Source organism: Staphylococcus sp. Mo2-1, from assembly GCF_046721385.1.
In the GTDB taxonomy this organism is placed as follows: Bacteria; Bacillota; Bacilli; order Staphylococcales; family Staphylococcaceae; genus Staphylococcus; species Staphylococcus equorum_A.
In genome coordinates this window covers 207058-223209 of the sequence record NZ_JBEUUK010000001.1, presented here as the reverse complement: position 1 = coordinate 223209, position 16152 = coordinate 207058, and the positions used below count along the sequence as shown (strand labels likewise).

The window sequence follows — 16152 nt, the reverse complement described above, 5'->3', positions numbered from 1 at the left end:
TTAGGACTCCTTAGCTATTTTTCATAATTATAGTTTCAAAGTTATTCGCTACAGCTTGACATTTATCTGCAATTTCTTCCATGCTTTCATAAATTTCTTTTATTTTAATAAGCGTTATTGGATCTGTTTCACTGTTAAAAATATGTTTGATTGATTGACGTAAAATGCCATCACAATTTGTTTCAAATTCTTTAATATTAATAGAATGAATACGCATATGCGATAATTTTTTATCAACAAGTAACCCAACAGCTAATTTCATTTCTGCAATAGCTTTTTGGATATTATCAACAAATTCAGCCATGTATTCATCTGTATATTCAATTGAATACATTTCAAACATCGCTGACGTTTCTTCTATTGCATCTAAAACATCATCAATTGCATTACATAATGAAAGGATATCCTCACGTTCAATTGGTGTGATGAAGGTTTGGTTTAAATCGGAAATCACTTGATGCATTAATTCGTCACCGTGTGATTCATATTTTTTAATATTGTCTGAATAAGCTTTCAGATCTAAGTGCGTATTAAAATCCATTTTCCCAAACTCAATTGCCGCTCGATCTAAGTTAAAGACCATTTCTTCAAGTTGCACCATGAACTTATCTTTTTTCTTGTTAAACATCCAAAAAATCCTCCATTTACAGCGACTGTTTCCAATCAGCTTCAATAAATTTAAAAAATCAAAACTCTTTTAAGACAAATTAAAATTGGCAAGATTAACAATTCACTCATCATCACTTAATGTGTCCTTACGTTCATGGAAATGAGTCTTTGCTTCTATACCGGTTAAAAAATCTCACAAATGTTGATTTGTCCTTATATGAAAATAGCACAAAATTTACAATTCCACAATTAAATTTACAATCTCTTAACATTTAAAATTTGTAGGAGCAAAAATTTTGTCCGAAATATATTTTTCTAAAATTTATTATAGTTCACATTTTAAATTTGCGAATTTCATAATTAAAAAGCAATGAAATCATAACAGATTTCATTGCTTTTCAGATAATCTTGCAACAAGTTCATTTTGATTAGGAAACATAAATGAAGCCTTGGTTCCAATTTGTTCTTCTGAAGTGATATCCACTCGGATTCCTAATTTGTCTTTAACGTTACCTACTAAATATAGACCAATGCCCGATGAAGTGGTCTCATTACGATAAGCAGTGGAAGTAAATCCTTTATCGTAAATTCTCGGCAAATCTTTCTTACTAATTCCTCTACCTTCATCTATAATTTCAAGTGTTACATGTTTATTAACTATATGAGCTTTAATGTGAATTGTACTATCTTCACTATATTTAATAGCATTAGATAAAATTTGTCTTATCATCATCCGACACCATTTTGTATCTGTATAGACATCATAGTCCGCTTCAAAATCAAGATCGTAATCAATGCCTTTAGATTGACTAATATACCTTGTGATTTGTATTTCTTCTATAATAAGACGTTTTAATGCTACATGTTCAAAATATAAATCATTATTTTGAAACTCTAATCTCGTTAAAAATAATTGTCTGTCTAACATTCCATTAATTCTCGACCACTCAAAAAGCAAGGCGTACTTTCGCTCTACATCTTGCTCTTTTTCGATCAGTAGCTTCATTGCTGTTACTGGTGTCTTAATATCATGCACGAAATCAGTTAATGACGCTTCAGTTGTTTGAATTTGTTTTTTCTGAGTTGTAACTAACATTTTCTGACTTGTAATTTGATTATACAAATAATTGACCATCTCTTGTTGAAATGGTGTATCGACAAGAGATTTATGCTTTAGTTCTTCAGGCTCGATGTTATTGTACAAATGTTTGAAAAATTTTACTTCCTTTATATATGTATATAACAAAAAAATAACTGAGATCCCTAAATTCAAAATAATAATATAAAAAATACTACTTACACTGATATCGTAATCTAAATATGCAATAAATAGAAAAATGAAATGTAATAATATGAGCCAAAGTATCCAATTTAATCGTGAGCGTAGAAAGATAAATAACCATTGAATGTTAGCCATGCGCCATATACCCTTTGCCTATTTTAGTTTCAATCGCATCATTCATATCAATATCAGCTAACTTTTTTCTTAAACGATTCACATTAACAGTTAACGTGTTATCACTTACAAATGCTTCATCATCCCACAATGCTGTAATCAAAGTATCTCTAGTAACGATTTGATTTTGCTTTTTCACTAGCATTTCTAAGATAATCATTTCAGTCTTAGATAAATAGATTTGAGCATCACCTTTACTAATGCTATCTTTAGATAAATCTAAAGTCGTTTCCTGCCAAGACAGTACACGCTTCTCATCAATACTGAATTGATAGACGCGTCTATATATAGCTTGTAGTTTTGCAATAAGTACACTCGTATTAAATGGTTTTTGGACATAATCATCTGCGCCTAATTCCATACTCATAACTTGGTCCATTGGGTTATCCCGTGAAGATAAGAATAGAATAGGTGTATTGGAGACCTCTCTAATTTTTCGAGTCCAATAGAAACCATCATACTTAGGCAATTTAACATCCATAATTACAATTGCAGGCATTCACTTCTTCAAATTTTGACATAACATCATTAAAATCACTGATGCCATGCACTTGAAAGTCCCATTGTTCTAATTCTTCACTCAGTTCTTTAAATAATGTCATATCATCTTCTACTAATAAAATGTCCACATGATCACCTTTTCAATTATTTAGTATATTTTATTTCTTCACCTGATTGTATACGACCATTGAAATGTTTTATACGACAATCTATTTCAAATCCTCTCATCATCAAATCTTGAAATGGCGATTGGAACAAGTAATACGCTGGCCAGATGAGTTTAGGAATATAATCATATAAATGGACGATTACAGTTTGTGTTCCTTCCGACTTTCGGAATTCTAACTTTCCTTGTTTCGTTAGATTCGGTTTTACTATCGATCCACCTACTAAATTTAATGTAATCATATCGCTTTCTGTTATCGTTTTATGAAGTACAAGTATTGGATTGCGTTTATCTTTGATATAGACAACAAAATTATCGCCTTCATTATAAGTATGTAACATCGTTCCTTTAGTTTTATTTAACCAATCAAAATAATATTCCACCATTTGATTTAAGGTCCAGTTCATTGGCAATTGTACATTAAGTGCACTTCGTACATCATCATACTTTGAAACTTGTAACTCGACTGCAACATGAGGTCGTGAAACTTTTACTTCTGTTTTTTCGACAGGCGTTCCATACGCCGACAATCGCTCTATTGACTCATTATCAAAGCGACTCCCACTAATATAAATGATTTTTTTAATTCCTTTTTTAGCTGTCGCACGTCCAAAATTATCAGCAGCAATTAAATTCATATCTCTAGCTGTTGCTTTGGTCAGCTTTGCTGAATGCTTGGTTGGATCTAAATAATAGATGGCCATATCCATACCTTCCATTGACTCAAGGACATCATTATAATTATAAATATCTTTTTTTAACCATGTCACTTCTTGAAACTCATCTTCTTTAGGATATTTCGACATCGTAAAAAGCGTCGCCTCATCTTTAATAGATTGTATTAAGTTTTTCCCTATATAGCCTGTTACACCTGCTAATAAAATATTAGGTTTCATAGTTATACTTCCTTTATTTTAATTTGTCTCTATTTAAATATCTCCTAGTAAAATCATGCTAATGATGTTAAGTTATACTATAACTGAGTAACAGCAAAATAGAAATGAGGAGTGGACACATATGGTTCATCAAATTCGTGAAATCGGTATCAATGATATAGATCCATTTGTAAAATTATTAACTACTATCTATGATGAATCTGAATATTTAATATATAATCCTGGTGAATATGCGCCATCTAACAGTGATGCCGTTTCAAACTTGGAACATTATATAACATCACCGTCCAATGCGATATATGTTGCCGAAAATAACGGAGAACTTGTTGGTTTTTCAATCGTAACAACTGAAAAGTTTGAACGTACACGTCATGAAGCACATTTTTCAATGGGTGTTATTAGACACTATCGCGAAAAAGGGCTTGGCCAATCACTTATTAATTCTATTGAAGCATGGTGTTTAAACCATAACATTCGCCGCATTGAAGTTTCTGTAGTCCCTGAAAACGAAACAGCGGTAGCTTTATTTAAAGTCTGCTGGATATCAAATTGACGGCGAACTTCGAGATAAACTTTATATCGATGGGCGTTATTTCAATAAATATATAATGTCTAAGTTATTACTTTAGTCTACCTCAATGTTTATATATTAAACGTTTCACTATTCTTGTTTAAGTATAAATTAATACATGGGAATGGAACAGCAATCCAATTTTGCTCATAACATTTCGTTGTATGAGCCCACGACTAGAACTAAAAACAGCTTATAGTTTCCATTACAGGAGATCTATAAGCTGTTTTTTTGAAATCTTTTATATAACTTTATTACGTCTAGTTGATTTTACTGTTTACTCATTAGTAAGGATTCAATTGAACACCCTCAGGATTTTTTGATTCGGGCTTCAATTCTCTCTCTACACCAGAAGCGCTTGTATTTCTACTTAAGAAACTCAATGTATCTTTCATATTTTGCTGTGACTCCGGTAATTGCATATGAAATTGGTATTGATGTCTCAAATTATGTGATCCATCATAAAATAGTTTATCAACTGGAACATCTTTTTCTTTTAGTTTTTTATAAAAATCAATGTTTTGACTATAAAATGGATCTGCATCCCCTACTGATAAAAATGTCGGTGGATAATCTTTTGTCACTTGGTTTATCGTAGACATTTCACTGATATATTTAAATTGTTGTTCCCAATCTCTCTTGCCAGTGTAACTTTCCATAAAGAGCTGGATTCTAGGAAACTCTGTTTCTTTCACCGTTTTCATATCATAAAAGCCACCAAAAAAGATTGTCGCTTTTATTTGTTCCGGTTCAAACTGTTGGTTAAACTCCATATCTTCTCGTAATGATTCATTTGTTTGGATAGCTGTAAATTGACTGGATAATTGGGCGCCCGCTGAGTCACCACCGAAAACAACTTGATCAAAATCTATAGGCAACTCATGTTTATTCTGTTTGATAAACTGAACTGCACGATCAATTTGTTTTAACTGTGTTGGGTATTTATAGTCAGGTGCAAGTGCGTAATTAATATTCACTACGATATAACCTTGTTCAGCAAATTTTGATAATAACGGATTTTTATATTGTTTATCTCCTGCGATAAATCCTCCACCATGTAACCAAAAAATGACAGGCAATTTATTATCTTGATCTAATTCAGTAGGCGTTAAAATATCTAAGCGACTATTGGGTATCCCACTGCTATAAGTTATATTAGTAAATGCATTTACATTTTCATTATTAATTTGTACTTTTTCTTTAAATTCTTGCGCATTTTGTCGGTCATATTGTTGCTTAAGTAATATTGCAATCACAATTGCAACGACAACAAAAACAACAATAGCGATAATTGTCCATTTATGTTTTTTCTTCATGCTCGACCTTCCCTTTCGCATGCATTGTATCATAATTAATAATTACGTAGTAGTATTTATTTGAACGATTATAATAGACTAAACTGCCTTCTTCTTTATTTTAAAAATCAAATTGAGCAACTAACGTTTATAATTATAAATTCATCTCTATATAGGTTCATATCATATTTCAAAACAATAAATGGTCGCTAGATATCCAATAGGATTCTAACAGCCATTTATTAAATCTAGGATTTATGTCCTAATTTTATTTATACTTTATTTCATCACGGTTACGCTATGTGATCTTTATTTTGATTTTTTCTTGAATAGTATTTAATAAGTACTGCAATAACTACAACTAAGCCAATTACACCCATGATTGGATATAAGAAGTTAATTAAGTCTGCGAAACCTACGAAACTTAATGCATAAGCTACGAGCACCATTGCAACTATAAACACATGATAATTTTTACTATATGGTTCTGTAAATCTTGCAGCAAACGAATACATTAAACCAAGAATTGTATTGTACATAACTGCTAACATAATAATAGATAATACTAAACCAATCCAAGGATGAATTTCATTTGCTAACGTTAGTGTTGGAATAGAAGCATCTTTAATTGTCGTATACTCTGATTGTAATGCAAAGTTAATTAGCGCTAGTAATATTGTATATACAACACCACCAAATAATGCACCCGCACCAGATATTTTACGTTTGGACGCGTCTCCACCAATCGCAACAATTGTACTAAAACCAACTGCGAATGCTAACCCACCATAAATAATACCGTAAAAGATACCTTTCCAAATACTCGCCTCTGGAACTGTTTGGTTCACTTCTGCAAAGGAAATATTTCCATTAAATAAGTAAAATACTGCAATGATAACAACTAAAATAATTAAGAATGGCGTTACCATACCTAACGCACGTACGATTTTGTTAAAGTCCATTAATAATGTAATGTAGATAACAATCACCATAATTAATGCACCTAACCACGTTGGTATGCCAAAACTTTCTTCAAACGTTGATCCTGCACCCGCAATCATCGTGACTGAGATACCAAATAAGAAGAAGATAAGTAAATAGTCAATTATCTTACTAAATACACCACCGAATAAATAATCTAAAGTGGATTCATGATTTTGCGCATCGAATGCAGTACCAATCTTAGCAACTTGTCGACCTGCAAATCCTAATATCAATCCTGATATAATAACTCCTAGATACGACCAAAGCCCATAAGGAGTAAAGAATTGCATTACTTCTTGTCCCGTTGAAAAGCCAAGCACCTACTACGATACCAACATAAGCGAAACCAATTTTTATAGCTTCTTTATTCAAGCCCATGTGATTTATAACCTCCTCTTAAGTTAACACATTGAGTTATTATAACGCACTGTCATTATTTTGCAACACGACAAATTTCAAATTCACACTATTAATTAATTTTTACACTAATCATCTAGTGAATTTACATACATTTAAAAATTCATTTTTATTTTTAAATATAAATAAAAACTCTGTATTATCAAGCTCACAACAGGTTGAGGCTTTTATTCTCTGTAATTTTATACATTTATTATGCACTTGTTATCTCTACTTAAAAACTATAAATTTTTTAAATTTTTTATTGCTTTCAAGTTAACCATATATCACAATATTTAAATTGTCACTGTATTTCTATAATTTTAGTGAAATTTTATTATGTATATGCAACCTAATAATGCTTTTTAGAAAAAATAAAATTAAAAACCGAAAACCTCAATTTAAAAAAGAGATTTTCGGTTGAATATGTTTTTATTGCTAAGCATGTTAATTAATGTGCATTTTTATAGCGATTTAGTTCATTAAAGTCTACAACGACATTATCCATACGTTTAGCCGTTTCTTTAAGCACATTACGCGCAACACTATTAGACGGATCTAATTTTAGTATTTGTCGAGACACATCAAATGCTTTTTTATCAGAAATGACTGGTTCAGGAACTGCATGTAACAATAACATTTGTAACAGACTTTTTACTTCTTTACTGTCCGTAAGTTTTATGGATGATTCTGCATGATAATAAGCTGAGTCCAATGCACCTTGTAATTCACTTAATGGATAAACTAATAATAGAAAAGCTAAATCATGCATTTCTGCAGTTTCTTCTACTTTCATCATATCTAAAATACATGTGTAAAACATGACACTTTCTACTTCATGTGCACTTGAAATGTACGCCTCTTCAAATTCCATAAAATCTGTCTGGGACATTAAACGTTTTACTGACTCGAATTCGCCGTTTAAGACATGCTTTTGTATTAAATCTTTCATGGCAATGTCCTCCTAGGTATCCAGATTTCTATAACAGTTAGGTTCTATTCTACCACAGACTATTTATATATTCATATAAAAATGAAACTTTTTGCCATATTAATTGAAGTCCTTATAATATATTAATTACCTAACCTTTACCAATAGTCTATCAACATCAATAAGTAAATTATTTATCCGAAATTGCGTTTCAAATCATCAACAATTTCTTCGATAGAACCGCCTACTGATAATTTAACAGCAGACTGTAAAACTACCTTCAACAATCGGTGCATCGACTTTTTCTACTTGATACTTACCTTCATACATTTCAATAGCTAAATCTAAGTTCATTTCTGCAGAACCAATATCATAGAAACAAAGTGCATCATCGTCTAAATCATTAATCATTTCTTGTATATGATCGTAAGATGTTCCAATTTTACCTTCAACGCCACCCTGTATTAATATTGGAACATCTCCTGCCATTTGTTCCAATAATGCTTTTGTACCGTTTGCAATATCTTCACTATGACTCACAATTACAATTTTCGTCATAATTATTCATCTCCAATCAATGCGTTTAATATATAAACACTACTCTGTGCACCAGGGTCAATGTGACCTTTTGATTCTTCTTTAAAATACGATGCTCTGCCTTTTGTAGCAACGATATCTTTTGTTTCGTCTGCGTATGTTTGTAGCACATCTGCATTTAAAGTTTCTCCTTGTTGTACCGCTTCGTTTGCGCGTTCTATGACGTCATACATTGTTTTCTCATTTAATTCAACTTTACCTCTTTGCTTAATTGCTTCAGAAAATGAATTCAATACTTCTTTTAAGTTTGTAGCATCTAACTCATCGCCAACAACTTGAGACATTTTCACAAAACTAAAACCATACAGTGGGCCTGAAGCACCACCGATATTAGACATCAATGTCATACCTGTAGACTTCAATAAATTTTGCATGGAACTATCATCTATTTTCTCTGGTAATGCTTTAAATCCTCTAACCATGTTCACTCCATGGTCACCATCGCCTATAGCTCGATCTAATTCTGTTAATAGCGCTTCTTTTTCTTCAAACACTTCTACTAAATTAAGTAATCTTTCCTTTAATTCACTTACATTCATTTATGTTCCACTCCTTATCGTATCTATGACTTATTAATTAAAGTAAGGACTTGCTGTAGACTCAGTTAAAGCTGTTAACACTTCTTCTGTATATGGGACTAATGTTAAAGATAAGCCTTGCATATCTAATGCAGTCATATAATCTCCCACAAACCAATGTACAACATCAATATGCTTTTCTTGGAAATTTTCTGCTACATATTTTGTCGCTATATTAAGTTCAGATAATGGTGTTGCACCCATACCATTCACCATAACGATAAGTTTTTCTGAGCTTACTTCTTCCATTAAAGCTTTAATTAATCGCTCGACAATTTGATCTACAGCTTCCACTTTTTCTCTAGATAATCCTTTTTCTCCATGGATGCCTACACCGATTTCCATTTCATCACTTTCAATATCAAATCCATATTGTCCAGTTGTCGGTACCATTGGCGCAGTTAAAGCCATACCTAATGTTTTTACACTTGGTAAAAATTGGTCTACTTTTTCTTTAATGTTAGTTAATGACTCACCCTGGTCTGCTAAATATCCAGCATATTTATGTGCTAATACTGTACCAGACAACGCCTCTTCTTTTATCATCATCGCTTACTGCAATATCATCCTTAACAATAACTGTTGCTACTTGTATGTCTTCCATCTCTGCCATTTCTTGTGCCATTTCAAAATTCATAACATCACCAAGCATAGTTTTTTACTACAAGTAATACACCATCTCCATTATCAACTGCTTTAATCGCACTTAGAATTTTATCAGGTGTTGGTGATGTGAATACTTCACCACAGACAGCGGCGTCGAGCATCCCTTCTGCTACATAACCAGCATGTGCAGGTTCGTGACCACTTCCACCACCAGAAACTAGAGCAACACCTTGCTTTTTCTTCTCTTTTCTTACAACAACAGTATCTGCAATGACTTCAATTTCATTATTCGTTATCGAAAGTCCGTCCAACATATCTGTTAAAAATTGTGTTTTATCTTTAATTAGTTTTTTCATAGAGATGACCTCCTAATTTGAATGTTCATTTATAGTATACCCTACACATGAATGCAAACGCTAACATATGAAAATTGATAATGATTTCTTTTGTAATTATTACCAAAAATATTAAAAAAAGAAGCTTGGACATGTACTTTTGTCCAAACTCCTTTTTTTAATATTTATATTGATTTTGATTTATACATTAAATATAAGAAATAAGGTGCACCAATGATTGCGACGACGATACCAGCTGGGATACCTGAAGGTTGTAATATCACTTGCCCCACCGTATCTGCTAACACGAGTAAAAATGCACCTATTAATATTGAAATAGGTAGAAAGAGTTGGTGTCTTGGACCAACAATCGATTTAGCGATATGTGGTCCTAACAAGCCAATAAAGCCAATTGAACCCGCTACTGAAACAGCAGTAGAAGATAATATAACTGCAACGAGTAATAATACAATACGTTCTCTTCCAATTTTTACGCCTACACCTTGAGCTATGTGTTGATGTGTATTTAATAAATTTAAAACATTAGACTTAAATAATAAAAATGGAATTAATATGAGAACCCATGGTAAAAACGCAATTACAAATGCCCATTCATCACCCCAAATATTACCCGCGAGCCAAGATGCAATAAACTCTGATTGATCTTCATCAAATGTGGACATCAAAGTCATTGAACCACCACTTAATGCAGTAGCCATGCCTACCCCTACAAGTACCATGCTTGAAGGGGTAATACCTTCACCTTTATTATAACTAAACGAGAAGATAATAAGTGCTGTTAAGATGCCACCAATCATGCTTATGATTGGTAGAACATAGACAAAGTTTCCGAGCATCTACATTCCCTATAACCATAAACAGCGCTATAGCAAAACCACTACCTGCGTTAATGCCTAATATACCTGGCTCAGCTAACGGATTCTTGGTAACACTCTGGATAATCGCGCCACTCATAGCTAATGCCGCTCCAGCTAAAATCGTAATAATCATCCGTGGCATTCTAAATTCCATTAATATCAATGTATCGGTATATGCGCCTTGACCAAATAAGGTCTTAAAGAACGTACCTACCGACATCTTATACTCACCTGAAGTCATACTCCACGCACAAGCGAGAAGCACAAGTATAATCAGAATCACCATTGTTAACCATTGTTTATATCTCAGTTTCGGATCTATCATGAGAAGCGACCTCCTCTTTTAACTAAATACAAGAAGTAAGGTACACCTATAAAGGAAATAATGGCTCCAACTGGCGCTTCACCTAACATACGGGCAACCGTATCAGCTACAAGCATCAACAAACCACCAACTAATGCTGTGAGTGGAATAACGCGGGCGTAGTCTGTACCGACTATATATCTCACAATATGTGGTACCATCAAGCCAACAAATGCAATTTGTCCTACCATAGCAACAGCTACACCAGCCATTACCATAGATAAAATTAAAGTGATAGCACGTGTAAACGCCACATTTTGCCCTAAGCCTTTAGCCAATGTTTCACCTAAATTTAAAATCGTTAATTGTTTACTCATACTCACCATAATGATAAGCGCCACCAAAATAAAAGGTGCTGCCCACATCAACTGATTCCAAGTTGTTCCAGATACACCGCCAGGCACTCCAAAATGTTAAACTTTGGTTCAATCTAAATAATAGCGCTACGCCTTGACTTAAGGCTGTTAGTAACGCACTAACTGCTGCTCCGGCCAATATAATTCGCATCGGGTTAAAACCATCGCTTCTTGATCTTCCTATCATTAAGACGAAAAAGCCACCTATGAGCGCACCAATAAAGCCTGCTAACATCAATATGATGAATGGTGCTGACGGATAAAATGCGAAGGTCAGTGCCGAGCATAAATGAAGCACCAGCATTTAGTCCAATTAAACTTGGATCCGCTAGACCATTTTTAGTAACCCCTTGAATTACAGCGCCTGAAGTTGCTAAGGCAACCCCTACTAAGATTGCTCCGAGATCCCTTGGAATACGTATTTCACTTATAATATTATGTTGTTGGTTTTTAGGATTATAATTGAACACTGCCTCGAATATAGTAGATATATGGATTTTTGCATCCCCATATAGAATCGACACAATTAAAGCAACTACTAATAATATAAACACTATTATAAATGTAGTTGTAAAATTCAACTTGCCCTTTTTCTTTGTGGTCATAATTAGCCTCTAAACTTCCGAATAACTTTTTCTACATAAATCGTACGTCACTAGCATAGGTTTCCCTGTTCTTGGATCTGTGCTAATTTCAACATCTATATTGAATACTTTTTCTAAAATTTCTTTAGTTAATACCTCTTCAGTCTCACCATTAGCAACAATATTTCCATTTTTCATAGTGATTAAATGGTCTGAAAATCGCACAGCTTGGTTAATATCATGTAAAACCATAACAATAGTACAACCTTGTTCTTTATTTAATTGCGTGATTAACTCTAAAATTTCTAATTGATGTGAAATATCTAAAAATGTCGTTGGTTCGTCTAAAAAGATAATATCTGTACGTTGCGCCAATGCCATAGCTATCCATACTCTTTGACGTTGACCTCCGCTTAAATCATTAATAGGACGTAGCCTAAATTCATATGTGCCTGTAACTGACAACGCCCAATCGATTTCTTTTTTATCTTCTGCTCGAAAGACGTCCAAATCCTTTTTGATGAGGGAAACGTCCATAGGATACTAATTCTCCCACTGTAAGGCCATCCGCAACTTCAGGAGATTGTGGTAAAATCGCAATTTTTTTAGCAATATCTTTGGTTGCTTGTGCGTGTAAGTTCTCACCATCTAATTTGATTACGCCACTTTTAATAGGTAATAATCTCGATAACGCTTTCAATAATGTGGATTTGCCACAACCATTCGGCCCTATAATTGATGTGATTTTACCGTCAGGTATATGGATATCTAAGTTTTCAACAATTACGTTCTCCCCATAACCAATAGTAACTTGTTCTCCTTCTAAGCGACTCATAAATTCCCTTCTTCCTATATAAATAAGCATAATGCACTATATATTTTTTTTACATTTAATTTGTCTCAATTCATCGTATATATCATTAGTTCAATTTAATAAATGATAATCATTATCACAGATGACATTATATCATTTTTTATATATTATGACTATTAAATCTCATCCTTTTCAACGCTCTTTTTGATTAATTTAATATACATTAAAAAGAGACAATATCCCTTTTATAATCTTATATAATGTTAAATTACGTTAAAAATAACTAGTTGTTTCACCATTAATATAATAACTTCAATATCCACCAGACAGCTATCTAGATAATCTAACAAAACCCATAAATTACAGGTTTAAGTTGTGACAGCAAAAGGCGTACTTAAAAAAACTGCCATGAGGTCAGGAGACTTCATGGCAGTATAAAAATCTTTATTTATATTTCAAGCACTTATATTTTAAAATAAGTTAATGTTCATCAATCAAGAAACCATTACCATAAACATCACGCACATCATGAATAACTAAAAAGGCTTCCTCATCTATATTTCTTATCAAACGCTTCGCCTTGGTAACTTGTGTTTTAGTAATTACAACATAAAGTATATCTTTATCTTGTTTAGTGAAATAACCTCTACCATTTAAAATAGTCAGTCCACGCCCAACTTGTTCATCAATGACTTTTGCTATTTCGTCAGGATTGCTTGAAATAATTGTCATTGCTTTCTTCGTATTTAGACCTTCTATTACATATTCCATTACTTTAGTACCAATATACAATGAAATAACTGTTACTAGCGCGCTAGAAATTGGAATTACTGTTAGTGAAATTGCTACTACAATTAAATCAAAGAATAGCAATGCATATGGTGTACTTATATCCAAATATTTATTAGCAATTCTTGCTAAAATCGTTGTTCCAGCTGTTGTACCACCAGCAAGTACAATAACACCGATACCCAAACCAACGCATAGACCACCAAATACCGCATTAACTAATATATTTCCAGTTTCAATTTGCCAACTTGCTGTTAATTCTAAAAATATCGATATTAATATTGTAGCCACAATCGTTAAATACATACTTCTTTTACTTAAAAATTTATAACCAATTGCAATAAGCACAGCATTAAATACAAAATTGGTAATACCAGGAGAAATATGAAAGGCATAGTATAGTACGATTGCTAAACCAGTCACTCCTCCTTCACCTAAATCAGCAGATATAATAAATGTATTTACCCCTGCCGAGAATGCAAATGATCCAAATAGGACTAATATTAAATCACGTACTGTTTTATTCACCTACACGACCCCCTTGTATTTGCTTCAATCAATTGAATGTTAGCAAAAAATGACCAATACCACAACATCCACCAGACATAAAAACACATGAAAATTATATTCAAAAAGCAATTATAAAGTGAATTATAAAATTAAGTTTTTCAATTTTTAAAAATTCTGAATTTTCGGTTTACTTTAGCGCATTCCTTTGCTATAATAAAATCTATCTTCTTATTGATAGCCAATAAGAAGCCATCTCCTTTGTGTTGTTTATAGTAACAAACAAAACAATTTTTGCTCGAGTATATTAATGGTACCTAGTCCTTACTATTAATATATAATTAATTCATTTCCCGTAAAAGCCAAGTAATGATGAATGTGTCTCCTCACTTCATTTACTTGGCTTTATTTTTATGTGAAATGTTTAACTATGAAGTATTTTCAAAAACGTAAAAACTACCCACAAAGTTTTATTGTCTATAATTTTAGAACATTGGTAAACCACTCGTTGTAAAAGCGTGCATAAAAAAATGCCAACAAAGTCTCCGACTTTGTTGGCATTCTGAAACTATATTTTATCTACAACTTCTTACCAAGCAAACAATCCTACAAACCCCGCAGTCATTAATGACACTAAAATACCCGCAAGTAATAACATTGGCACGTATTGAGATACGAAGTCTGATGTTTTTTTATCAACAATACCTTTTAAAGTACCTATGATCATACCGATTGTTGAGAAGTTCGCGAATGATATCAAGAATGTCGTAATAACAGCTCGTCTATGAGGAGAATAAGAATCTATTACATCTTTAATTTGCCCCATTACTACAAACTCATTCGTTACAATTTTCTTCGCCATTTGTTGTGCTACAATCCATGCTTCATCCCACGGTAAACCAAGCAGTAATGCGAATGGATACATGAATGCACCTAATATTTGATCTAAGCCAAAGCTTCCTTTAAGACCTGCCCAACCACCTATAATACCTGTTAGCAAGTTGATAAAGCGATCAATCAAATCAGAAAGTGCTACAAAACTGATAACGAATGCAACAATAATTAAAATTAATTTACCAGCATTTAAAACTGAATCTCCTAAGAATGAGAAGAATGGTTGACGCTCTATTTCATCATTGCGAATACTGTAAATAATATCTTCTTTTTCCTCTACAGATACAGGATTTAAAATTGAAGACACAATAATCGCATTAATGATATTTAATGGAATTGCCGTCAATACTAAATCTCCCGGCACCATAGACACATATGCACCTACAATCGCACCAGATACCGAACTCATCGACATCATTGCGACTGTTAGTACACGCGTTTCTTTCATTCGTTTCAATTGTTCATTTGATACTGCAAGTGCTTCAGTATTACCTAAAAACATCATTTCTATCCCAAAGAATGATTCGAATTTAGGTTGGCGCGTAATTTTAGCTAATACCCAGCCAATTGCACCAATTAATTTTGGTAATATATTGAAATACATCAAAATATCAAATAATGGAACAACTAATAATATAGGAAATAACGCACTTACTGCCATATCCATCGCGCCAGGTTCTACCCAACTCGCAAAAGCGAAGCCAGTCCCCGCATGGGCAGAATCAATTACCCAAGAAATTCCATTTGCTAAACCTTGTACAGCTGTTTTTCCCCAAGTAAAAGACATAAAGAACCAAGCTAAGAATAAATTTAAAACGACTAATATCCCAATCGATTTCCATTGGATATTTTTTTTGTTTCTAGAAAATAATACAGCAAGCCCTAAGAAAACAAATAATCCAATTATGTTAATCACTAAAAACATAATACACCCACCATTCCTTTTTAAATCGATGATAACAATGAACTTCTAAAAGTAACTTGTTGCTATGTATCGGAATAACTAAAGCAAACACATTAAATGATTGTCAAAGCAGATAATGGC

General features: G+C 32.8%; 8 protein-coding genes and 8 pseudogenes. 1 reads left to right on the top strand and 15 read right to left on the bottom strand.

The genetic code is table 11. From position 1 onward, the window contains the following. Positions 1 to 10: 10 nt before the first annotated feature. From ABLV95_RS01090 to ABLV95_RS01075, 4 genes and pseudogenes are all read right to left on the bottom strand, one after another. Positions 11 to 628, bottom strand: coding sequence for a DUF47 domain-containing protein (locus ABLV95_RS01090; RefSeq protein ID WP_002508370.1), 618 nt, complete (start codon positions 626 to 628; stop codon positions 11 to 13). A gap of 369 nt (positions 629 to 997) precedes the next feature. Beyond that, positions 998 to 2026 carry a sensor histidine kinase gene (locus ABLV95_RS01085; RefSeq protein ID WP_460876172.1) on the bottom strand — a complete coding sequence of 343 codons (1029 nt, stop codon included), beginning with the start codon at positions 2024 to 2026 and terminating at the stop codon, positions 998 to 1000. Beyond that, positions 2019 to 2694 (bottom strand): annotated as a pseudogene (locus ABLV95_RS01080) (response regulator transcription factor). Before ABLV95_RS01080 ends, ABLV95_RS01085 begins: the two are co-directional and overlap by 8 nt. Positions 2695 to 2710: 16 nt before the next feature. Continuing rightward, positions 2711 to 3628, bottom strand: a complete 918-nt coding sequence (locus ABLV95_RS01075) for a 3-beta hydroxysteroid dehydrogenase (RefSeq protein WP_460876170.1) — start codon at positions 3626 to 3628, stop codon at positions 2711 to 2713. 121 nt (positions 3629 to 3749) lie between these two features. Here ABLV95_RS01075 and ABLV95_RS01070 point away from each other — a divergent pair. Then, a pseudogene (locus ABLV95_RS01070) lies at positions 3750 to 4257 on the top strand (N-acetyltransferase family protein). Between the two features lie 226 nt (positions 4258 to 4483). Here ABLV95_RS01070 and ABLV95_RS01065 read toward each other — a convergent pair. The 11 genes and pseudogenes from ABLV95_RS01065 to ABLV95_RS01015 all read right to left on the bottom strand — a co-directional run bounded on the left by ABLV95_RS01065 (position 4484) and on the right by ABLV95_RS01015 (position 16032). Further along, positions 4484 to 5515 carry an alpha/beta hydrolase gene (locus ABLV95_RS01065; RefSeq protein WP_460876168.1) on the bottom strand — a complete coding sequence of 344 codons (1032 nt, stop codon included), beginning with the start codon at positions 5513 to 5515 and terminating at the stop codon, positions 4484 to 4486. A 272-nt stretch (positions 5516 to 5787) separates the two neighbouring features. Then, positions 5788 to 6856, bottom strand: a pseudogene (locus ABLV95_RS01060) (hypothetical protein). Between the two features lie 469 nt (positions 6857 to 7325). Continuing rightward, positions 7326 to 7826 (bottom strand): hypothetical protein, encoded by a 501-nt coding sequence (locus ABLV95_RS01055; RefSeq protein ID WP_002508377.1) that lies wholly within the window; start codon positions 7824 to 7826, stop codon positions 7326 to 7328. Between the two features lie 173 nt (positions 7827 to 7999). Then, a pseudogene (gene dhaM, locus ABLV95_RS01050) lies at positions 8000 to 8363 on the bottom strand (dihydroxyacetone kinase phosphoryl donor subunit DhaM). Between the two features lie 2 nt (positions 8364 to 8365). Further along, a complete protein-coding gene (gene dhaL, locus ABLV95_RS01045; protein WP_069832650.1) occupies positions 8366 to 8941 on the bottom strand; it encodes a dihydroxyacetone kinase subunit DhaL in 576 nt (191 codons plus the stop codon). A 33-nt stretch (positions 8942 to 8974) separates the two neighbouring features. After that, a pseudogene (dhaK, locus tag ABLV95_RS01040) lies at positions 8975 to 9942 on the bottom strand (dihydroxyacetone kinase subunit DhaK). 164 nt (positions 9943 to 10106) lie between these two features. Beyond that, positions 10107 to 11124 (bottom strand): annotated as a pseudogene (locus ABLV95_RS01035) (FecCD family ABC transporter permease). Next, positions 11121 to 12124: pseudogene (locus tag ABLV95_RS01030) on the bottom strand (FecCD family ABC transporter permease). The pseudogenes ABLV95_RS01035 and ABLV95_RS01030 overlap by 4 nt, the downstream one beginning before the upstream one ends. Before the next feature lie 9 nt (positions 12125 to 12133). Beyond that, positions 12134 to 12938 (bottom strand): annotated as a pseudogene (locus tag ABLV95_RS01025) (ABC transporter ATP-binding protein). 459 nt (positions 12939 to 13397) lie between these two features. Continuing rightward, the gene (locus ABLV95_RS01020; RefSeq protein ID WP_021339384.1) at positions 13398 to 14234 is read right to left on the bottom strand and encodes a YitT family protein; all 837 of its coding nucleotides are present in this window, start codon (positions 14232 to 14234) and stop codon (positions 13398 to 13400) included. 568 nt (positions 14235 to 14802) lie between these two features. Further along, positions 14803 to 16032: a NupC/NupG family nucleoside CNT transporter gene (locus tag ABLV95_RS01015; protein WP_021339383.1), complete on the bottom strand. Its 1230-nt coding sequence runs from the start codon at positions 16030 to 16032 to the stop codon at positions 14803 to 14805. Positions 16033 to 16152 lie beyond the last annotated feature (120 nt).

Excerpts from the sequence above, each read along its gene's own strand:
- ABLV95_RS01090 (WP_002508370.1), bottom strand. The coding sequence starts at position 628 with ATGTTTAACAAGAAAAAAGATAAGTTCATGGTGCAACTTGAAGAAATG.
- ABLV95_RS01085 (WP_460876172.1), bottom strand. The coding sequence starts at position 2,026 with ATGGCTAACATTCAATGGTTATTTATCTTTCTACGCTCACGATTAAAT.
- ABLV95_RS01075 (WP_460876170.1), bottom strand. The coding sequence starts at position 3,628 with ATGAAACCTAATATTTTATTAGCAGGTGTAACAGGCTATATAGGGAAA.
- ABLV95_RS01065 (WP_460876168.1), bottom strand. The coding sequence starts at position 5,515 with ATGAAGAAAAAACATAAATGGACAATTATCGCTATTGTTGTTTTTGTT.
- ABLV95_RS01055 (WP_002508377.1), bottom strand. The coding sequence starts at position 7,826 with ATGAAAGATTTAATACAAAAGCATGTCTTAAACGGCGAATTCGAGTCA.
- dhaL (WP_069832650.1), bottom strand. The coding sequence starts at position 8,941 with ATGAATGTAAGTGAATTAAAGGAAAGATTACTTAATTTAGTAGAAGTG.
- ABLV95_RS01015 (WP_021339383.1), bottom strand. The coding sequence starts at position 16,032 with ATGTTTTTAGTGATTAACATAATTGGATTATTTGTTTTCTTAGGGCTT.